This is a genomic window from Mesorhizobium sp. M0659 (assembly GCF_040320605.1).
GTDB lineage: Bacteria > Pseudomonadota > Alphaproteobacteria > Rhizobiales > Rhizobiaceae > Mesorhizobium.
The window spans coordinates 25,826-45,811 of sequence record NZ_JAMYPY010000002.1 but is presented as its reverse complement, the minus strand read 5'-3'; the positions used below and the strand labels follow the sequence as shown (position 1 = coordinate 45,811).

General features: G+C 65.2%; 19 protein-coding genes. 10 read left to right on the top strand and 9 right to left on the bottom strand.

What is annotated here, in order from left to right; all coding sequences use genetic code 11:
- Window positions 1–220: 220 nt before the first annotated feature.
- Window positions 221–1,816 (top strand): GMC family oxidoreductase, encoded by a 1,596-nt coding sequence (locus NKI31_RS03385; RefSeq protein ID WP_352650433.1) that lies wholly within the window; start codon window positions 221–223, stop codon window positions 1,814–1,816.
- 459 nt (window positions 1,817–2,275) lie between these two features.
- Here the strand turns inward: NKI31_RS03385 and NKI31_RS03380 are convergent, their stop codons facing one another.
- Complete coding sequence (locus tag NKI31_RS03380; RefSeq protein ID WP_023691904.1) at window positions 2,276–2,413, bottom strand: endonuclease/exonuclease/phosphatase family protein; 138 nt, start codon at window positions 2,411–2,413, stop codon at window positions 2,276–2,278.
- A 174-nt stretch (window positions 2,414–2,587) separates the two neighbouring features.
- Between NKI31_RS03380 and rsgA the strand changes: the two genes are divergently transcribed.
- The gene (gene rsgA / locus NKI31_RS03375) at window positions 2,588–3,613 is read left to right on the top strand and encodes a ribosome small subunit-dependent GTPase A (RefSeq protein WP_502899093.1); all 1,026 of its coding nucleotides are present in this window, start codon (window positions 2,588–2,590) and stop codon (window positions 3,611–3,613) included.
- Between the two features lie 60 nt (window positions 3,614–3,673).
- Here rsgA and NKI31_RS03370 read toward each other — a convergent pair whose 3' ends face one another.
- From NKI31_RS03370 to NKI31_RS03340, 7 genes are read right to left on the bottom strand one after another with little or no spacing between them, the layout of a single operon-like run.
- Entirely contained in the window at window positions 3,674–4,465 is a 792-nt protein-coding gene (locus NKI31_RS03370) for a sugar isomerase domain-containing protein (RefSeq protein ID WP_352650428.1), read from the bottom strand.
- 37 nt (window positions 4,466–4,502) lie between these two features.
- Entirely contained in the window at window positions 4,503–5,273 is a 771-nt protein-coding gene (locus NKI31_RS03365) for a GntR family transcriptional regulator (RefSeq protein ID WP_023683130.1), read from the bottom strand.
- Window positions 5,270–6,145: an ROK family protein gene (locus NKI31_RS03360; protein ID WP_352650426.1), complete on the bottom strand. Its 876-nt coding sequence runs from the start codon at window positions 6,143–6,145 to the stop codon at window positions 5,270–5,272. The genes NKI31_RS03365 and NKI31_RS03360 overlap by 4 nt, the downstream gene beginning before the upstream one ends.
- Complete coding sequence (locus NKI31_RS03355; protein ID WP_031195993.1) at window positions 6,142–6,882, bottom strand: PIG-L deacetylase family protein; 741 nt, start codon at window positions 6,880–6,882, stop codon at window positions 6,142–6,144. The genes NKI31_RS03360 and NKI31_RS03355 overlap by 4 nt, the downstream gene beginning before the upstream one ends.
- Complete coding sequence (locus NKI31_RS03350) at window positions 6,879–7,736, bottom strand: carbohydrate ABC transporter permease (protein ID WP_023700930.1); 858 nt, start codon at window positions 7,734–7,736, stop codon at window positions 6,879–6,881. The genes NKI31_RS03355 and NKI31_RS03350 overlap by 4 nt, the downstream gene beginning before the upstream one ends.
- Entirely contained in the window at window positions 7,733–8,665 is a 933-nt protein-coding gene (locus NKI31_RS03345) for a carbohydrate ABC transporter permease (protein WP_352650423.1), read from the bottom strand. Before NKI31_RS03345 ends, NKI31_RS03350 begins: the two co-directional genes overlap by 4 nt.
- 49 nt (window positions 8,666–8,714) lie before the next feature.
- Window positions 8,715–9,989 (bottom strand): extracellular solute-binding protein, encoded by a 1,275-nt coding sequence (locus NKI31_RS03340; protein WP_352650421.1) that lies wholly within the window; start codon window positions 9,987–9,989, stop codon window positions 8,715–8,717.
- 317 nt (window positions 9,990–10,306) lie between these two features.
- Here NKI31_RS03340 and NKI31_RS03335 point away from each other — a divergent pair, with 317 nt between their 5' ends.
- The 3 genes from NKI31_RS03335 to NKI31_RS03325 are packed head-to-tail and all read left to right on the top strand — an operon-like array spanning window position 10,307 to window position 13,349.
- On the top strand, window positions 10,307–11,599 hold the full coding sequence (locus tag NKI31_RS03335; RefSeq protein ID WP_352650419.1) for an ABC transporter substrate-binding protein: 1,293 nt from the start codon (window positions 10,307–10,309) through the stop codon (window positions 11,597–11,599).
- Window positions 11,599–12,489 carry a carbohydrate ABC transporter permease gene (locus NKI31_RS03330; protein WP_352650417.1) on the top strand — a complete coding sequence of 297 codons (891 nt, stop codon included), beginning with the start codon at window positions 11,599–11,601 and terminating at the stop codon, window positions 12,487–12,489. Before NKI31_RS03335 ends, NKI31_RS03330 begins: the two co-directional genes overlap by 1 nt.
- A complete protein-coding gene (locus NKI31_RS03325; protein WP_352650415.1) occupies window positions 12,486–13,349 on the top strand; it encodes a carbohydrate ABC transporter permease in 864 nt (287 codons plus the stop codon). Before NKI31_RS03330 ends, NKI31_RS03325 begins: the two co-directional genes overlap by 4 nt.
- 6 nt (window positions 13,350–13,355) lie before the next feature.
- Here NKI31_RS03325 and NKI31_RS03320 read toward each other — a convergent pair whose 3' ends face one another.
- Window positions 13,356–14,540: a Gfo/Idh/MocA family protein gene (locus NKI31_RS03320; RefSeq protein ID WP_352650413.1), complete on the bottom strand. Its 1,185-nt coding sequence runs from the start codon at window positions 14,538–14,540 to the stop codon at window positions 13,356–13,358.
- An 86-nt stretch (window positions 14,541–14,626) separates the two neighbouring features.
- Between NKI31_RS03320 and NKI31_RS03315 the strand changes: the two genes are divergently transcribed.
- The 5 genes from NKI31_RS03315 to NKI31_RS03295 all read left to right on the top strand — a co-directional run bounded on the left by NKI31_RS03315 (window position 14,627) and on the right by NKI31_RS03295 (window position 19,959).
- Complete coding sequence (locus NKI31_RS03315; protein ID WP_352498316.1) at window positions 14,627–15,514, top strand: MurR/RpiR family transcriptional regulator; 888 nt, start codon at window positions 14,627–14,629, stop codon at window positions 15,512–15,514.
- A 79-nt stretch (window positions 15,515–15,593) separates the two neighbouring features.
- Window positions 15,594–16,376 (top strand): SDR family oxidoreductase, encoded by a 783-nt coding sequence (locus tag NKI31_RS03310; protein WP_352650411.1) that lies wholly within the window; start codon window positions 15,594–15,596, stop codon window positions 16,374–16,376.
- Window positions 16,373–17,908: a mannitol dehydrogenase family protein gene (locus NKI31_RS03305; RefSeq protein WP_352650409.1), complete on the top strand. Its 1,536-nt coding sequence runs from the start codon at window positions 16,373–16,375 to the stop codon at window positions 17,906–17,908. The genes NKI31_RS03310 and NKI31_RS03305 overlap by 4 nt, the downstream gene beginning before the upstream one ends.
- Window positions 17,909–17,930: 22 nt before the next feature.
- Window positions 17,931–18,845: a sugar phosphate isomerase/epimerase family protein gene (locus NKI31_RS03300; protein ID WP_352650407.1), complete on the top strand. Its 915-nt coding sequence runs from the start codon at window positions 17,931–17,933 to the stop codon at window positions 18,843–18,845.
- A 79-nt stretch (window positions 18,846–18,924) separates the two neighbouring features.
- Window positions 18,925–19,959 carry an ABC transporter substrate-binding protein gene (locus NKI31_RS03295; RefSeq protein ID WP_352650405.1) on the top strand — a complete coding sequence of 345 codons (1,035 nt, stop codon included), beginning with the start codon at window positions 18,925–18,927 and terminating at the stop codon, window positions 19,957–19,959.
- Window positions 19,960–19,986: the final 27 nt, after the last annotated feature.

The following is a 19,986-nucleotide window of genomic DNA, read 5'->3' as shown; positions in this document are numbered from 1 at the left end:
GCTCCTCCACTTGTACGACAACCCTTCAACACGATAACCATACCCTTTCTCTTGACGTGGCACAAGCGACTTGAGATCGTCGCGCGCAAGAGGAAGGGGCGGTGATTTTCATCGCCCGCCGGAGCATGATCCCTAGAAGTGGGAACCGGTTTTCTCGGACAAATCGGGAAACCGTTTTGTCCGGAGATCATGCTCCAACAAAGAGAACCCGGGAGTGGAAATGACGGATTACATCATTGTCGGCGGCGGTTCGGCTGGCTGCATTCTGGCCGCCCGGCTGAGCGAGGACCCGGACGTGTCCGTCGTGCTGCTCGAGGCCGGTCCGCCCGACACCGACCGCTACATCCATTTGCCGGTCGGCTTCTTCAAGATGACGTCGGGGCCGCTGATCTGGGGTTATCACACCGCGCCCGGCAAGGAGATCGACGGCCGCACCATGGTCTATCCGCAGGCCCGCGTGCTGGGCGGCGGCTCCTCGATCAACGCCCAGGTGTTCACCCGCGGTTGCCCTGAGGATTATGACGGCTGGGCGACTGAGAATGGCTGTGCCGGCTGGAGCTATGCCGACGTGCTGCCCTACTTCGTCCGCTCCGAGGGCAACGACACTTTTGCCGATGCGCAGCACGGCACTGACGGCCCGCTCGGCGTCTCCAGCGGCGCGCCGCATCCGCTGACCCGCATCTTCGTCAAGGCGGCGCAGCAGGCGGGCCTTCCTTTCCGCGCCGACTTCAACGCCGGTAAGCAGGCGGGCGCCGGCTTCTACCAGACGACGACGCGCCGGGGGAAACGCTCGAGCACGGCGGTCGCCTATCTGAAGCCGGCGCTCGGCCGCAAGAATCTGACGCTACGCACCGACGCCTCCGTCAGCCGCATCGTGGTCGAGAACGGCCGCGCCATCGGTGTCGAGATCATCGTCAATGGCCGCACCGAACTGCTCCGCGCCGAGCGCGAAGTCATCGTCGCCGCCGGCGCCATCGGCTCGCCGAAATTGCTGATGCTGTCCGGCATCGGCCCGGCCGTGCATCTCGGCCATCACGGCATCGAGGTGGTCCACGATTCCAAAAACGTCGGCCAGAATCTGCACGATCACATGGACGTCGATGTCGTCGCCGAGCTCAACGGACCGCATGGCATCGACCGTTACAAGAAGAAGCGCTGGCAGGCGGTTGCCGGTCTTGAATATGCGCTGTTCGGCAAGGGGCCGGTGGCCTCCAACATTGTAGAGGCCGGCGGCTTCTGGTGGGGCGACCGCGCGGAGAAGACGCCGGACATCCAGTTCCATTTCCTGCCCGGCGCCGGCGTCGAGGAAGGCATCGGCTCGGTTCCCGGCGGCAATGGCTGCACGCTGAACTCCTACCATGTGCGCCCGCGTTCGCGCGGCAGCGTCACGCTCAAGTCCGCGGACCTGCGCGATGCGCCCATCATCGACCCCAACCCGTTCGCCGAGCGCTATGATCTCGAACGCGCCATCGACGGCATCGAGATCAGCCGCGAAATCCTGTCGCAGCCAGCCTTCGCCAGATACATCAGCCGCGAGCATCTGCCCGGCAAGGCGATGCAGGGGCGCTCAGCACTCGAAGCCTTCGCCCGAGAACATGGCCGCAGCGCCTATCACCCAGTCGGCACCTGCCGGATGGGCGGCGATGCCGACAGCGTCGTCGATCCCGAGTTGCGCGTGCGCGGTCTGCAAGGCCTGCGTGTCTGCGACAGCTCGGTCATGCCAAGCATCGTGTCCTCCAACACCAACGCGGCCGTGGTCATGATTGCGGAGAAGGCTGCGGATCTGATTGCGGGGCGAACGCTGCCGGTGGCGTAAGCAGGACAATCGCATGTGGTGGCGCCACGCGATTGCCCTGCCTTGAGCACCTGTCGCTGAGCGCATAGCACTCGAACCGCACTAAAAACGACAGCCTCCCGCAGCGCCTTCAACCGACGCTTGCGCAACCCACCAACCGACCGGAAACCCCCGGTTGCGGGCTCGTTGCCGACGCCTGCGCGGGGATGTGAAAGCGCTTTTGCGCCAGTTCCGCGATCACACCATATGAACCGATCCAAGCTCTGCTAGCTTGTGGGCGTGGGACTTGTCCCGCTTTGGCCGGTGCTTCAGGCAACCCCATCCCAACCCCCCGCCCCCTGCGGTACCGGCCATCCCCCTCCCCCTTTTGGCAGGCTTCTCGACCTGCCATCCTCAGCCGTCCCTGCCAACTTCGAGGTCGACGACGAGGCCTGATGCGTGGCATGCAAATCAAGACCATCGGCAGCGTATCGAGGGATTTCACATCGGCTGTCTGGACGACGTCCTGGAGAGCGACAGATCGGGGTCGAGCCGCCTCAGCTCCCGGTTGATGGCCGCCAGGCGCTCCGGTTCGCCTTCCGTGTTGCAGACATTGAGAGTAACGACGCGTAAGCGCATCAGCGAACCACCGCCGCGATGCGTTCCAACGTGGTGCGCGAAACGGCTCGGCCATCGGCGCGGTTCGGCTTGCCAAATGCCGCCATGCCGCCCATACACAGCTTGAACAACCGCCCCGAGGGTCCGCGCCCATTTTGCCAAAGGATACTCTCCGATGTCTGTGACGCCGTCGCCGTGGTCAAAACCGTGACGGCTTCCCTCGCAACCCTGGGCTGGACGGATTTCTTCGGCGACCAGCTTGAAGCCGATGAGGCAGACCTGGTGCCGACGCGCATCGCTTCGGTGCACCGCGACCGTCTGGCCGGCCTGTCCCGGGCAGGGCCAGTGGATCTGACGCTGCCGGCCAATGCCAACACCGGCGACTATGCCGTCGGCGACTGGGTGCTGGTCGAGCCTCACACGCATCTGCTGCGCCGCCGCCTGACCCGCAAGACGGTGCTGGAGCGCCGCACACAGGGCGGCAGGGTGCCGCAGCTGGCCGCGGCCAATGTCGACACGCTGTTCATCGTGACGTCCTGCAATGCCGATTTCAACATCGCCCGGCTCGAGCGCTATCTCGCGCTGGCCAACGAGGCCGGAACGACGCCGGTGATCCTGCTGACCAAGGCCGACACCGCTGACGATGCCGAGGCTTACCAAGGCCAGGCCGCCGCCCTGCAGCGTGGGCTGGCCGTGGTGGTGCTGAACCCGCGCGTCGCCGATGCCGCAGCGGCGCTTGCTCCCTGGTGTGGCGCAGGGCAGACGGTGGCGCTGGTCGGCTCCTCCGGCGTCGGCAAATCGACGCTGGTCAACACGCTGGCCGGATCGGCGCAGCAATCGCCGCAACAGACCGCGGGCATCCGGGAACACGATGCCAAGGGTCGCCACACCACCACGGCGCGGTCGCTGCACCCCATTGCCGGTGGCGGCTGGGTGATCGACACGCCGGGCATGCGCACGCTGCATGTCAGCGACGTCGCATCCGGCATCGACACGCTGTTTGCCGAAATCACCGAGCTCGCACCGCTGTGCAAATTCCGCGACTGCACCCATGTCCACGAACCGGGCTGCGCGGTGCAGGCTGCGTTGAAGGCGGGTACGCTCGACCCTGAGCGCCTTGCCCGCTGGCGCAAGCTGTCGGAGGAAAACCAGGGCAACACGCCGGTTCAGAGCGGCCCGCGCGGCAACAAATCGCCTGCCGGGCGCCCGAAGCGGCGTTGAGAGGATAGGAGTTGCGGAACGAGACGTCGGAGGCCCGGCATGTGCCGGGCCTCCCTTTTTTCACTCTCCGCGCATCGTTGCCTGGAAGGTCGGCAGGTGCTTCTGCTGCGCGTCAAGCATGCGCTCGCGGTAGACGCCGTAGATGACGTCGGTGTCGTGCAGCGTCACGCCGGCAATGGTCGGCGAGGCGAAGACCGGCAGTTCGATGCCCCGCTTGGCGAGCTGCTCGGCGGTGCGCGCGATCAGCTCATGCGCCAGGATCATGGCAAGCACCGTCGATGAGCCCGACACCGGCCGGCTCCAGCCCTCGACCGGCACGATGGCGTCCTCGATCGGCGAACAGGTGTCGATGACGAGGTCGGCGGCATCGGCCAGCCGCTTGCCGGAGGAGTGCGTCGCCGGCTTGTCCAGATTGTTCTTGCTGGTGACCGCGACGACGAAGATGCCGCGCTTACTGGCGTATAGCGCGGTGTCGATGCCCGACGAGTTGCGGCCGCTATGGCCGAAGATGATGATGGAATCGCCCTTGTTGAGCGGCTGGTGGTCGAGGAATTTTTCGGCGTATTTTTCCGTACGCTCCAGCCACAAAAGCTCGCGCACGCCGCCGGCGCCGAGCACATTGTGCCACATCACGCGCGGGTCGGTCAGCGGGTTGAAGCCGACATAGCTGCCATAGCGCGGAAACACTTCCTGCACCGGCAGCACCGAATGGCCGGAGCCATAGAGATGCACCAGCCCGCCGCCCTCGAGCGAGTCGGCAAAGTGGCTGGCGGCCTGGTCAAAGGCCTCTTCATTGGCTTTCGCAGCCTGGTCGATGAGGGCGGCGAGACGGTGGATGTAGAGATCGGACACGTGGGTACTCCTGTTTGCTGTGTCGGTCTGGAATGGATCAGCTTCTCGGGTTCAGCGGCACGCGTCCGGCGCGCAGCGTCGAGCGGATTTCGTAGCGGTCGCCGCGCATGATCGAGACGGTGAATTCGAACGGGCCGCGCTCGTCGGTGGTGATGCGTTCGACGACGAAGGCCGGGCTGCCGACAGCGAGGTCGAGCAGTTCGGCGTCCGCCGCGCCGACCGCGCCGACCCGGTAGTTCTCCCGCGCGGCCACCGGCACGATGCCGTAATGGCGCTCCAGCGCCTCGTAGAGCGAGCCCTGCAGCAGGCCGGCATCGAGGAAGCCTGGCACGCGCACGGCCGACAGCTGCGCCGTCTGGATGCCGATCGGCTCATTGTTGCCGAGCCGCAGCCTGCGAATGCGCACCACCGGATCGCCCTCCTCGATCTCCAGCGCGCCGGCAGCCGCCGCGTTGGCGGTGGTCAGGCTGCAGTCGAGCAGACGCGAGCCCGCGACCACGCCCATATTGCCCATCTCCTGGGTGAAGCTGGTCAGTTCGCGCGTGCCGGCGACCAGCGTGGTCGAGCGCACGAACGTGCCGCGGCCATGTTCGCGCCTGAGCAGCCCGGCCTCCTCCAGATTGCGCAAGGCGTGGCGCAGCGTGATACGGCTGACGCCGAACAGGGCGCACAGCCTGTCCTCCGCCGGGATCTGGTCGCCCGTTGCCCATTCGCCGCTCTTGACGATGGCGCGGATCGCCTCTTCGACCTGATACCAGAGCGGCTCCGGCCGTCTGCGGTCCGGCTGCTGAAAGCTTGCTTCGCTCATCGCACCTGCCTCCACCCTTGCCCAACGGCGCCGGCCAGCGCCGCGCCGACCAGACCGGCGCGGGGACCGAACTTTCCAGCCTTGACGTCGATGCCGCGCAGATGCGGCGGCAGTTGACGTCGCAGCGCCGCAAGCAGCGGCGGCCGGATCACATCCAGCGCGTCCGCCAAACCACCCGAAATCAGCACCGCTTGCGGATCGAGCAGCGCGACAGCGCCTGCAAGCGCGGTGCCGAGCTGTCGCGCCGGCAGTTCAAGCAAGGTGAGTGCAGCCAGCTCGCCGGCCTGGGCAGCGGCGATCAGCTGGCGGCCGTCGGCAAGGCCGATCTGTCCGGCAAGGGCATCAAGCGCCCGGCCCGACGCGACGCGCTCCAGCCAGCCGCTGCGCTCCTCGCCATGATCTTTGACGTCGGCGCAGGCCCAGCCGAACGAGCAGGCGCCGCCATGCGCGCCGGCAACGATGCGGCCATTGGCCAGCACCGCCGAACCGATGCCGGTGCCGATGGCGAGCAGGATCGCATCCGACATGTTTTTCGCACTGCCTTCGACAGCCTCCGCCAGCAGCGCAATCTGCGCGTCATTGCCGAGCGCTACGCGCAGTTTGGGAAACAGCGGCTGGATATCGACGCCGTCGAGGAACGGCAAGTTGGGGATCCAGCGGCAGATTGAGCCCTCGACCAGACCCGGCACCGCGATACCAAGCGCTGAGACCGACCCGGCCTCAGCGCACAGCGCGTCGATGCGCGCAATGAAGGCACCAAGGGTTGCCGGCGCCGGCTCGCTGCCCAGCGCCTCCAACGCACCGACATCGCCCGTAGATACGGCGGCGCGCAGATTGGTGCCGCCGAGATCGATGGCGAGTACCCGCCTCATCGACCGGACCCTTTGCCGAAGGGGAGCGAGAACAGGCCGCTGCCGGCATTCCACGAATGCGACGCCGCCGCGAAGGCCTGCGCATGGCGCGTGCCACGCAGGCAGCCGCGCAGCCGGTATAGCGAACTGTAATAGTCGACATAGGGGAAGCTGCTCAGGCCGCGCGCCAGCTCATACTCCATGACCGCGTCGCGCCAGGCCTCGAACCCGTCGCTGACATCGACGAGATGCTCGGGCCGGAAGCCGTCATCGTCCTCCCAGTTCTCGCCGAACAGCAGCAGTTGCGGCGTGTGCGCCGGATGGTCGCTGGCAACGGTCGGCAGTCCGGCGAAGAAGATACCGGTCTTCGTCAAATGCGCGGCGGCGCGATGGTCCTTGTGCCAGCTGCCATGCCAATGGGTGATGACGATCTCGGGTTTCAGCTCGCGAATGATGTCGCCCACTTCGAGCGCCGTCTGATCGTCTGTGGGCAGGAAGCCGTCGCGCAGGCCAAAGCCACGCATGGTGACGCCGAGCCGCTCCGCCGCGCTGCCCGCTTCCTCTTCCTTCTGCACGCAATAATGCGCGGGAACCAGGTACGGATGGCCCTGCTCACCCATGGTCAGATGCAGGAAGGTCACCGTGGCGCCGCGCTTGACGGCAGCAGCCGCCAGCGGCCCGGCCATCACCTCGGCATCGAAGGCGTGCGCGCCGACCACCAGGATCGATTTCGCCGCATAAATCCTGTCTTCGATCATTTCATGCCCCCTCCGGTACCGACGCCTTCGCGAATCTGGCGCGCCAGCAGACAATACATGATCAGGATGGGCGCCATGGATATCGCCAGCGAGGCGAACACCAGGCCCCAGTCGGTGCGGAACTGGCCGACGAAGACGCTGATCGCCAGCGGCACCGTCTTGTAGCGGTCGTCGAAGATGAAGATCAGCGGGAAGAAGAAATCGTTCCACACCGCGATCGCGGTGAAGATTGCCACGATCGACACCGCCGGCTTGACCATCGGCAGGATGATCTGGAACAGGATGCGGACCTCGCCGGCGCCGTCCATGCGCGCCGCCTCGTCCAACTCGGAGGGCAAGACGCGCATGAAATTGGCGAAGATGAAGACGGCGAAGGGAATGCGGATCGCCGAATAGACCAGGATCAGCCCGGTCAGCGAATCCAGCAGGCCGAGATTGCGCATCAGCGTGAACAGTTCGACCGAGGCGAGCCGGATCGGCAGCATGATGCCTGACAAGAACAGGCCGAGCATGATGGCATTCCAGCCAAGCTTGTAGCGGCTGAGCGGATAGGCGGCCATCGCCGAGACGACGATGGTGAGGATGACAGCGCCGCCCGTGACGATCAGGCTGTTGATGAAATTCTGGCCGAGATCGGCGCGCGTCCAGGCGTTGACGAAATTATCGAAGGCAAAGCTTTGCGGCAGGCCGAGCCTGTTGTCGTAGATCTCGGCCGTGGTCTTGAAACAGGAGACGATGAGGATGTAGAGCGGCAACAGCACGGCCGCCGTCCAAACGACCAGCACCGTCCAGCCGGGCAGCCGCGCCAGCTGCCGAGAGATGGCCGGTCTTTGCGAAATCGCCAGCGCGCTCATAGCTGCACCGTGCGGCGGTCGAAGAAGCGCAGCATCATGAGCGTGCCGATGCTGAGGATCAAGAACAGCACGGTGCCGAGCGCCAAAGCCAGACCGATATCGGTGATGCCGACAGCACCTTCCGCGCCGAAGGCCAGCCGGTAGAAGTAGGTCACCAGCGTGTCGGTCGAATAGCTCGGATTGCCCTGCACGCCCTGCATGACATAGACGATGTCGAACTGGTTGAAGGTGTTGATGAACGACAGCGTCGTCAGCGTGCCCAGCGCCGGCATCAGCAGCGGCAGCGCGATCGAGAACAGCATGCGCGCATTGCCGGCGCCGTCAAGTTTTGCCGCCTCGAAAATCTGGCCGGAAATCTGCCGCAGACCTGCCGTGTAGATCAGCACCGGCAGGCCCATCCAGTTCCAGGCATCGACGGCGATCAGCATGGCGAGCGCGGTGTGGCTGTTGCCGAGCACGGTCAGGCTGCCCTGGTGCAGGCCAAGCCCGTTCAGCGCCCATTCGACGACGCCGCCCGGTGCCAAAAGCAACCGCCACAGCGCGCCGACGATGACCGGGCTCAGCACCGCCGGAAAGAAGAACACCGACTGGAAGAACGCAGCACCCTTGTCGCGCAGGAACAGCAGCCAGGCGAACAACAGGCCGAGGCCATTTTGGAAGACCATGATGCCGAAGAACCAGGCGGTGTTGTGCCACAGCGCGCCGTAGATCCGCGCGCCGCTGGGGAAAACGAACAGCCTTGAGAAATTCGACAGGCCGGCGAACTCGACCATGCGCAGCCCCTTCCAGACGAAGAAGCTGCCCCACAGCGACATCCCCAGGGGATAGAGGACGAACAGCGCATAGACCGCCAGCGCCGGCAGGATGAACAGCACGGCCATGCGCTGCTGCGTGCGGCGAAGGCTGCTGGTGCGGCGAAGGGTGCTCATGCGCTTTTCTGGTCCGTGAGAGGCCGGCCGCTTTTGCGACCGGCCACGCCTACTGCTTCGGCTTGAACCAGGTGGCGACCGCGGCCTGCATGTCGGCCGCCAGCTTCTCCGGCGCGATGTTGCCTTCGACCATGTCGATGATCTCCGACTGCAGCACCGAAGACGCCGTCGGCGACTGCCAGCGGAAGCCGACCAGCGTCAGATACGGCGTCGAATTCTTCGCCATCTCCATCATCGCGGCCAGCACTGGATCCTTCACCGTCACATCCGTGCGGGCCGGCGGCCAGCCGAGCTCGTCGGCGAACATCTGTGCGAACTCTGCCGAAGCCATGAAGCCCAGCACCTTGGTCGCGGCTTCCTTGTTCTGGCTCTCGGAGACCAGGCCATAGGAGCCGTCGGAGAACGCCGAGGTGTAGAGTTTTGCCCCGGCATCGTCGGCGGGGAACGGGAAGATCGAGAATTTCAGCTTCGGGTTCTGCGCCTTGAAGCTGCCGTTCTCGAACGAACCGCCGAGGAACATCGCCGCCTTGCCGCCGATGAACTGCTGCGTGGCGGTGGTGTAGTCGATGCCGGCGAAGCCGTCGGGGAAATACGGCTTCAGCTCGGCGAAGCGCTTCAGCGCCGCCACATAGCGCGGATCCTCGAAGGTCGCCTTGCCGCTCATCATCTCGTCGTATAATTCAGGACCATAGACGGTCGGGCCGACGACGCCGACGGCGATCTCCAGTTCCCAGGCCGAGCCGTTGGCGCCGCCGGTGGCGATCGGCGTGATGCCGGCCGCCTTCAGCTTCTCGCAGACAGCGGTGAAATCCTTGTAGGTCTTGGGGATCTCGATGCCTTGGGCGGCGAAAATATCCTGGTTGTAGAAGACGCCCATCATCGGCACCGAGTAGGGCACGCCATAGAGCTTGCCGTCGCTGCGGCCGCGCGCGCCGCCAAGCGCCGCGTCCTCCATGTTCTTCAGCTCCGGCACGCTGTCGTCCAGCGCGTCGAGATAGCCGGCCTCGACGAAGGGCTGCAATTCGCCATAGGCCTTGAGCTGGGCGATGTCGGGCCCGCGCCCGCCGCGCAGCGCCGTGCTCAGCCGGTTCTGGTAGTCGGCATCGGGCGTGAACTGGATGGCGACCTTGATGCCGGGCTTCTTCGCCTCGAAGGCATCGAAGATGCGGCGCATCGCCGCCTCGTCCTCGGTGCGCCAGCTCCACAGCGTCACCGTGCTGTCGGCGGCTCGCGCCGGCAATGAGGCAAAGACGCCGGCGCAGGCGGCGGCAAGGCCGCCGATCAGGCCAAGTGCTACGCGCCGGTCAAGTGAAAGCATGCTCATTGCCAGTCTCCCATTGTTCTCTGTCCTTGGCGTCCCGCGGCGTTCCCGTGCCGTGAGAAGTCATTGGTTCGGCAAAAGTCATTATAACGACATAGCGGTATTCGCAAGAGGTCTGCTGCGCCTCAGGAATGGCGGCGTTTGGCCCCCTCGCGACATTGCAGTACCCGCAACTGTTTGTTACATAACGACAAATACCCACATTCCAGCGCCGCAAAGAAATCTGTGACCGTACCATGTGAGACTTTTTCGCCAGCAAGCCCTTGCGTCGCCGCGCTGACTTGTCATAACCTCATGCGAACCAATAGGGAGGATGAGGAATGTCGTTTGCCTGGACGTCGAAACTGGCACTGGCCGCAGGCCTCGCCATCCTGCCCGCCACGGCCTGGGCGCAGTCGGTCAACATCTCCTATCTCACCCACTGGTCGCCGGAGACGGTCGCGCTGCTGGAAGCGGCGGCTAAGGATTATGCCAAGACCAATCCGGATGTCAGCGTCACCGTGCGCGCCGTCCCCTTCGGCGACCTCCTGACCACGCTGCGCTCGCAAGGCGGCGGCGCGGACGGTCCGACGATCGGCGGCATTTACGATCTCTGGTTGCCGGAACTGGCGCGCGACAAGCTGGTCGCGCCCGCTCCCGATGCGGTGGCCAGCGAGGTCAAGGCCGCCTGGCCGGCGGGCGTCACCAGCGCCGCCTCGGTCGGCGGCACGCTCTACGGCATCCCCAACGAAATCGACGTCTATGCGCTGAACTATAACAAGGCGCTGTTCAAGCAGGCCGGCATCGCGGCGCCACCCAAGACCTGGGACGAGTTCAAGGACGCGGCGAAAAAGCTGACCAACAAGGATGCGGGACAGCAAGGCTTCGGCATGATCAATTCATGGGCCGCCGGTGTCGTCCACCCCTTCGCCTCGCTGCTGGTCTCCAATGGCGGCGACCTGGTCAAGGACGGCAAGCCGGTGCTCGACAGCCCGCAGGCCGCCGAGACATTCCAGCTCTATGAAGACCTGATCAAGTCGGGCGCCAGCGTGCCGGCGATGGCGACAGCCGACGCCAACACCACCGGCCCCTTCCTCGACAATTTCGTCTCCGGCAAGACCGGCATGATCATCATGGCCAATTGGTGGGAGAGCGCGCTGAAGGCCGGCATGGGCGACAAGTTCGCCGACATTGCAACGGCGCCGATTCCCGTCGGCCCGAGCGGCGACAAGCCGCATTCGATCTCCTACTCCTGGATGACCGTGGTCAACGCCAATGCAGGTACCGCCGAGCAGAAGGCGGCGTGGGACTTCCTCGCCTGGCTGAACAATCCAAAGTCCGGCAAGAACGGCGCTTCCGCGATGTCGGATATCCTGATGTCGATGGGCATCCTGCCCTCACGCCTCTCCGACATCGAGGCGCACAAGGACAAGCTCGGCTCGGAATTCCTCTCCGGCTATGTCAGCGTGCTCACCGACGCCAAGCCGTTCCCTGTCGTGCCCGGCGGCCAGGAATTCTCGGAATCGCTGCAGCAGACGCTCGAGGCGTTGCAGTATGGCCAGGTCTCGGCCAAGGATGCGCAGGCGACGGCGCAGGCCGACGCCATTTCGATCCTGGAGCGCGCCGCCAGATAATGATTCAGAGGTACCGTGCCTCGGCGGGCATCATGCTGGCGCCCGCCGTGACGCTGATCGGCATCTTCATCCTGTTGCCGATGCTGCTCACCGTCTGGCTGTCGTTCCAGGACTGGTCGACGCAGACGCCGTTTTCCAGCGCCGGCTTCATCGGCCTCGACAATTTCCGCGAGATTTTTGGGGTCTCCTCGGTTGGCCGCGATTTCAAGGCCGCGCTCGCCAACACAGCCGTCTACACCGCGCTCTCCGTCATCCTCATCCTGCCTCTGTCGGTGGCCTTTGGGCTGATGGTTTACCAGCGCGATGTCGCCGGCGGCACGGCGCTGCGCACGGTGCTGTTTGCCACCTACATGGTGCCGATGATCGCTGTCGCGCTGGTGTGGTCGAAACTCTATTCGCCGAGCGAAGGCCCGCTCAACCAGATGCTCGGCCTGATCGGTGTGGGACCACAGCCCTTTCTGTCGTCACCGCGCTCGGCGCTGATCTCGATCGTCTTCCTCAATGTCTGGCAACAGGTCGGTTATTTCACCGTCTTGGCGATCGCCGGGCTGACGCAGATTCCCGGCAGCCTGTATGAAGCAGCAAAGCTCGACGGCGCCAACCATTTCGAGCAGTTCCGCTTCATCACCCTGCCGCTGATACGGCGCACGCTGTTGTTCAGCGCCGTCATCGCCATCATTAACGCCGTGCAGGTGTTCGAGCCGGTTGCCCTGATCACGCAGGGCGGGCCGGTCGGCTCGACCAATGTGCTGACCTACCACATCCGCCGCGTCGGCATCGAGCGTGCGCAGGGTGGACTGGGTTCGGCCATGGCGGTGATGCTGATGCTTTCGCTGATTGTCGTCGTCTGCGCGCTGTTTGCCTTCGCCAACCGGAAGAACGACGAATGAGCGCGGGATCGTCGAGCCGGCTGTCGCGCCGGCGCCCGTCGGGCCGCAAGGCGCTGCTGGCGACGCTGATGCTGCTGGTCGCCGTCGCCTCGGCCTTCCCGCTGGTATGGATGGTGCTGTCGAGCCTCAAGACGCCGGCCGAGAGCATGCAGGTGCCGCCGGTGTGGATCCCCCTTACGCCGAGCTTCGACGCCTATGAGAAGGTGTCGGGCGTGGTCAATGTCGGCCGCTCGATGTGGAATTCCCTGGTCATCGCCTCGATCACCACCGCCGGCATCCTGCTGACCAGCATGATGGCCGGCTACGCCTTCGCCAAATACTACTTCCCCGCCAAGTCGCTGCTGTTCTCTGTGCTGATCGCCACCATGTTCCTGCCGCCGATCGTGACGCTGATCCCGCTCTATCGCCTGGTCGGCTCGATCGGCCTCAACGCCAGCCTCGCCGGCATCATCGTGCCCAATCTCGCCAATGCTTTCGGCATCTTCCTGATGCGCCAGTTCATCTCCGGCGTTCCCGACGAGCTTATCGACGCCGCGCGCATGGACGGCGCCTCGGAGTTCTTGATCCTCTACAAGATCGTCGCGCCCAGCATCGCCCCCGCAATCGCGGCTCTGGCCCTCTTCGCCTTCGTCTACCACTGGAACAGCTATCTGTGGCCGCTGACCGTGCTGCAGGGCAATGCCGACGCCTATCCGATCGTCATCAGCCTGAGCCGCCTGCTCAGCTACAACAGAGGTGCGGTCAACACCGGCCTGGTGATGGCCGGCGCGACGCTGGCCGTGCTGCCGCCGCTCATCCTGTTCGTCTTCCTGCAGCGCTTCTTCGTCGATTCCATCGTCGGCTCGGCGATCAAGGGATAGCTCGCCTCACCCGAACCTTGCCGCCGTCCAAGCCCCACCCGCAGCATTCGACTCCACCGCCGCCGCCACAAACTTCACCCCGCGCGCGCCATCGACGACATCGGGCACCTGTGCCGCGCGCGCCGGATCAACCGTCCCGCCCGAACGGTGCGCGCGAATGATATCGGCGGCGTCGCGGTAGAAATTGGCGAAGGCCTCGATATATCCCTCCGGATGCGCCGCTGGCATGCGCGACACGCGCTGGCTTTCAGCTGTCGAGCCGTGACCGCCACGCACCAGCGTGCGGGTTTCCTCGCCATATGGTGAGAAGCGCAATTCCTCCGGCCGGCCACCCGACCATTCGAGCCCGGCTTTGTCGCCATAGATGCGCACCGAGAGATCATTGTAGTGGCCGGGCGAGGTCTGGCTGGCGAGGATCGTGCCGCGCGCCCCGCCGGTCCAGCGCACCAGCACATGCGCATTGTCGTCGAGCCGGCGTCCCGGCACGGCAGTGAACAGATCGGCCGACACCGCCTCGGCCTCACAGCCGGAGATATAGCTTGCCAGGTTGAAGGCATGCACGCCGATATCGGCCAGCACCGCCGACTGCCCGGCGCGCGCCGGATCGGTGCGCCACTCCGCCTGCTTCTGGCCCTCGGCGTCGATCGGCTTGGTCAGCCAGTCCTGGATGTAGGCGCCATGCACGGACACGATGCGGCCAAGCGCGCCCGCCGCCACCATCTCGCGCGCCTGGCGGACCATGGCGTAGCCGGTGTTGTTGAGCGTGACGACGAAGCGACGCTTTTTCTCCCGCGCCAGCGCCACCAGCGCCTCGGCCTCATCCAGCGTCGTCGACAGCGGCTTGTCGCAGATGACGTTGATGCCGGCCTCCAGAAAGGCCGTGGCGATCGGCGCGTGCAGATGATTGGGCGTGACGATGACCACCGCCTCGATGCCGTCTGGCCGAGCAGCTTCCGCCTTTGCCATGACATGGTAATCGGCATAGCTGCGCTCCGGCGCGATGCCGATCTCGGCAGCCGACGCGGCGGCGTTTTCTGGGTCCGACGACAGAGCGCCGGCGACCAGCACGATCTGGTCGTCGAGGCGCATGGCCAGCCGATGCACGGCGCCGATAAAGGCATTGCGGCCGCCGCCGACCATGCCGACCCGCAGCCGCTTGCCGGCTGATCCGTCCGATGTTGCGTAGACCATTTTCAAGCTCCTCCCGGCACACCGCTTTCGAACATGATTTCCAATTTTCATATTGTAAAACGATCGTATCGCGCTAGCCTGAAATCATGAGTGGGGCAAGCAAGGCATCCGGACGGTCCAGCACCGACGAGGCGGCGACGCGCAAGCGCGGGCGCTCGCTGGCCGCGCTTGGCTACATCCAGCCGCAGACCTATGAGGAGCTACGCGCGGTGCTGTCGTCGGGCACGGTGCATTTCCCCAAGCGGCTGCGCCAGGTGGCAATCTTCCTGTGGCAGCATCCGAGCGACGTCGCGCTCGGCACCATCGCGCAGGTTGCGGCACAGGCCGGCGTGCAGCCCTCGACGCTGGTGCGCTTTGCCCAGATCTTCGGCTATTCCGGCTTTTCCGATTTCCAGGGCCTGTTCAAGGAGCACATCAAGGGCTCATGGCCGGAAGGGCGCGGCGAACCGCGCACCGAGACCGAGCCAAATCTGCATTTCCTGCACGGCATGGTCGGCGCATCGCAGGCCTCGCTGGGCCGCATCGAGACCGGCTTCGACGTCGAGAGTTTCGACAAGATGGTGGCGCTGCTGGCGGCGGCCGAGCTGATCTATGTCATCGGCTCCAAGCGCGCCTTTCCCGTCACCGCCTATCTCTCGCTGACGCTCTCGCAGCAAGGCGTGCGCAACGTGCTGGTCGACAATGTCGGGTCCTCCGCACTCGACCAGATCGGCTGCATCGGCGGCCGGGATGCCGTGCTCGCTGTCTCCTTCAGCCCCTACAATTCGATCACGCCCGATCTCGTCGCGGTGGCGCATGAGCGCAAGGCGCGTATCGTCACCGTCACCGACAGCACCTTCAGCCCGCTGATCCCGCTCTCGGACAGCTGGCTGGAAGTGGTGGAATCCGACTTTGCCGGCTTCCGCTCACTGGCGGCCTCGCTCGCCGTTGGGATGGCGCTGGTCCATGGCGTGGCGGCGCGGCGCGGCGAATGAGGCGTCACTGGTCCAATTGACTATCGGGAATTGTCGTTCCATATTTCTCAAAATAGAAACTTTATTCCCGGGAGGAGGAATGGAGATCCGGCTTGACGGCAAGGTGGCTCTGGTCACCGGGTCGACGCAAGGCATTGGCCGCGCCATTGCCGAGACGCTGGCGCGTTCCGGTGCCGCCGGGCTGCTGGTCACCGGCCGAGAGAAGACGCGTGGCGAGGCTGTGGCGGCCGAGCTTTCGCAAATGGGCACGCCGACGATCTTCGTCGCCGCCGACCTTGCCGATGCTGACGCCCCCACCCTTCTGGCGCAAGCCTGCATCGAGCGCTTCGGCCGCATCGATGCGCTGGTCAACGCCGCCGGCCTGACCGATCGCGCCTCTTTCCTCGACGCCAGCCTCGACGACTGGGCGTCACTGTTTGCCGTCAATGCGCGCGCGCCGTTCTTCCTGATGCAGGCGGCGATTGCCGACATGAAGCAGCGCGGCCAAGGTGGCGCCATTCTCAACATTCTGTCGATCAACGCCCATTGCGGCTCGCCGGAGCTTGCCGTCTATTCCGCCACCAAGGGCGCGCTGGCGACGCTGACCAAGAACGCCGCCAACGCCCACCGTTTCGACCGCATCCGCGTCAACGGCATCAATGTCGGTTGGACGGACACGCCGGCCGAACGCATCATGCAGGCGGAGACTTTGGGCAACGGCCCTGGCTGGCTCGACAAGGCCAATGCCGCGCAGCCTTTCGGCCGGCTGCTGACGCCGGACGACATCGCCAGCCTCGCCGTCTTCCTGCTGTCCGACGCGGCCGGCCCGATGACCGGCGCGGTCATCGACCAGGAGCAGGCGGTGATCGGGGCGAACCGGTGAGCGCTTCCACCGAAACGCTTGGGCCGGCGCTGCTCGACCGCTTGCCGGCATCGGTGCAGAGACCGTCCTATGACCGCACGATGCTGGCGCCCGGCATGGCGCATCTCGGCGTCGGCGCCTTCCATCGCTGCCATCAGGCCGAATACACCGACGATCTCATCTCGCTGCGCTTCGACCGCTGGGGCATTGTCGGCGTCAACATCCGCCCACCCCGCCTTGCCGACACGCTGGGACGGCAGGGCGGGCTCTACACAAGGCTGATCCGCGAAAACAGCCACATCGAGGCGCGCGTCATCGGCAGCATCGTCCGGGTGGTCGACAGCCAGGACAGTGCCGCACCGGCGCTCGGCGTGCTGATTTCACCTGATATCGAGTTGGTGACGATGACGGTGACGGAAAAAGGCTATTGCCACACCCCGTCGAGCGGCGAACTCGACCTCGGCCATCCCGACATCGTCCATGACCTCGCCAACCCCGAGACGCCGCGCAGCGTGCCCGGCCTGTTGGTGCGGGCGCTGGAGCAGCGCCGGGCCACGCATGGGCGACCCATAACGTTTCTCTCCTGTGACAACATTCCGACCAACGGTACTATCCTGAACAATGTCGTGCGGACGTTTGCCGAACGGCGGAGCAAAGGGCTGGCCCGCTGGATAGAGGCCAATGTCGCGTTCCCCGCGGCAATGGTCGACCGCATCGCGCCGGCGGTAACGCAAGATGACCTCGACAGTGTCGAGCAATGGTTGGGCTACCACGATGCCGCCGTCGCTGTCGGTGAGCCGTTCCGGCAGTGGGTGATCGAGGAAAAATTCGCCGGCCGCATGCCGCGCTGGGACCTGGTCGGCGCCACCTTCGTCGACGACGTCACGCCGTTCGAGCATCTCAAGATGCGGGTGCTGAATGGCGCCCAGACGGCACTCGCCACGCTCGGCGTTCTGGCTGGTCTCGAGCACACATCGGATGCCATGGCCGACCCGCTGCTGTCGGACTTCATCAGGCGCATGCTGGTCGAGGAGACTGTGCCGACGCTGATGCCGGTATCCGGCGTCCTGCCGCTTGCCTATGTCGAGCAGAGCCTTGCCCGGCTGAAGAACACCGCGATCCGCCACCGCAACCACCAGGTCGCCACCGACGGTTCGCAGAAGATCGTCCAGCGCCTGCTCAACCCGATCCGCGACCGGCTCGCGATGGGCCAGAGCATCGGCCTGCTGTCGGTGCCGGTCGCCGGCTGGATGGCCTATCTGATCCAGGCCTCGGAACGTTTCGGCAGACGCTGGCCGGTGTCGGATCCCTATGCCGGCAAGGTCGCCGCAATCGCCGATGCGACCGGTCACGATGCCAGCGCGCTGGTGTCCGCCATCCTTGCCATCGACGGGATATTCGACCCCGGCCTTGCCGCTGACGGGACGTTCCGTGCGGCCGTCACATCGGCGCTGGGCGACCTGCTGTCGGACGATCCGATGGCGGCTGTCCGGCACAGTCTCGAACAAGATGAGGTCGCGAGGTTGAAGCGATCCAAACAATCGGCATTATAGTCGTCGGGTCTAGGGAGGCAGAATGAAACTAGGAGTGCTTACAGCACCGTTTGCGGAGACGCCGCTTGGCGAGGTCGCCGGCTGGGCGCACTCGGCCGGCTTCGAGGCGCTGGAAATCGCCTGCTGGCCGAAGACCTCCGGCGCGACGCGGCGCTATGCCGGCACCAGCCATATCGACGCCGCCTCCACCTCGCCCGCGCAGGCCAAGGAGATCGTCGCTTCGCTGACGGAGAAGAAGCTGACGGTCTCCGGCCTCGGCTACTACCCCAACCCGCTGCATCCCGACGCCGCCCATCGCGAGGCGGTCATCGGCCATCTGAAGAAGGTCATCGTGCTCGCCGCCAATATGGGCGTGGGCGTGGTCAACACCTTCTGCGGCGGCGATGCCTCAAAGACCGTCGACGTGAACTGGCAGGACGCGCTCACCGTCTGGCCCGAGATCGTCGCTCATGCGCGTGACCACGGCGTCAAACTCGCTTTCGAAAACTGCCCGATGATCTTCAGCTATGACGAGTGGCCGGGCGGGCACAACATCGCCTATTCGCCGCAGGTGTGGCGTCGCATCCTGGAAGCCTGGGGCGGCGAGGTCGGCATGAATTTCGACCCCTCGCATCTGGTCTGGCAGATGATCGACCAGGCTCGCTTCATCCGGGAATTCGGCCCCTACATGCTGCATGTCCACGCCAAGGATTTGATGATTGATCATGATGGACTTTTCGAGCGCGGGATCCTCTCGGCCGGGATAGGCTGGCAGGTGCCGCGCATGCCGGGGCTGGGCGATGTCGACTGGAGCGGCTTCTTCTCCGGCCTTTACCGCGCCGGCTATGACGGCTCGGTCATCATCGAACACGAAGACAGGCGCTTTGAAGGCAGCGACGATCAGGTCAAGCGGGGCTTTCTGCTCGCCCGCGACGTGCTGCGTCCCTTCGTCAAATGACGGGGTGAATGGCTTGGTCTGATCCTGCCGAAGGGTCTGGCCCTGAGACTGAAAAATAACAATGTGGAGGAGTACTGACATGAAGAAAATACTGACCATGGTCCCGTTGCTTGCGGGCGCTGCCTTGCTGGCGTCGATGGGCGTCTCGTCGGCCGAAGGCAAATACACGATCGGCATTTCCAACACCGTGCAGGGCAATGGCTGGCGCGAGGAGATGGTCTGCGCCATGAAGGCGCAGGCGCTGGCTTCGGGCGAAGTGACCAAGCTCAACATCGCCCACCGCAACACCGACGCCGCCGGCCAGCTTGAAGACATCCGCAACCTGATCAGCGCCAAGGTCGACGCCATCGTCGTCAACCCGGCCGATCCCGCCGGCATCAAGGCGGGCCTCGATGAAGCCACCAAGGCCGGCATCGTCGTCGTCGCCGTCGACCAGGCGGTCACCGAACCGTCGGCCTACATCATCTCCAACAACCAGGAACAGTACGCCTATCTCGGCGCCAAATGGCTGTTCCAGCAGATGGGCGGCAAGGGCGAGGTGTTTTACATGCGCGGTGCCGCCGGCGCCTCGGCCGATAGCGATCGCGACAAAGGCTTCAAGAAGGCGCTGGCCGAAAACCCCGGCGTGAAGGTGGCGCAGGAAGTCTTCACCGGCTGGCAGCAGGATCAGGCCAAGCAGCAGATGCTGTCGTTCCTGGCCACCGGCACGCCGTTCAACGGCGTGTGGACGTCGGGCATCGACAACGTCATCGTCGACGCGCTGGTCGAATCGCAGGCGCCGCTGGTGCCGGTGGTCGGCGCCGACAATGCCGGCTTCGTCGGCCAGCTGAGCTCGGTGAAAGGTCTCGTCGGTGCAGCCGTCACCAACCCCGGCTCGATCGGCGGCGCGGGCGTGACGCTGGCACTGCAGATCCTCGACGGCAAGAAGCCGGCGCAGCAGACCGTGCTGGTCGACCCGCAGCTGTGGGACAACGCCACCGACGAAGGCAAGGCCAAGCTGAAGGCAGCCGCCGACCCGTCGCTCAGCCCGGAATGGCCGGTCTCGATCTCGATCCCGGAGTGGACGACCTACACGAAGGAGCAGATCGTGGCCTGCAAGGGGCCGGGGGAGTAAGCCTGGTTTGAATGAACTGGCGAGGAC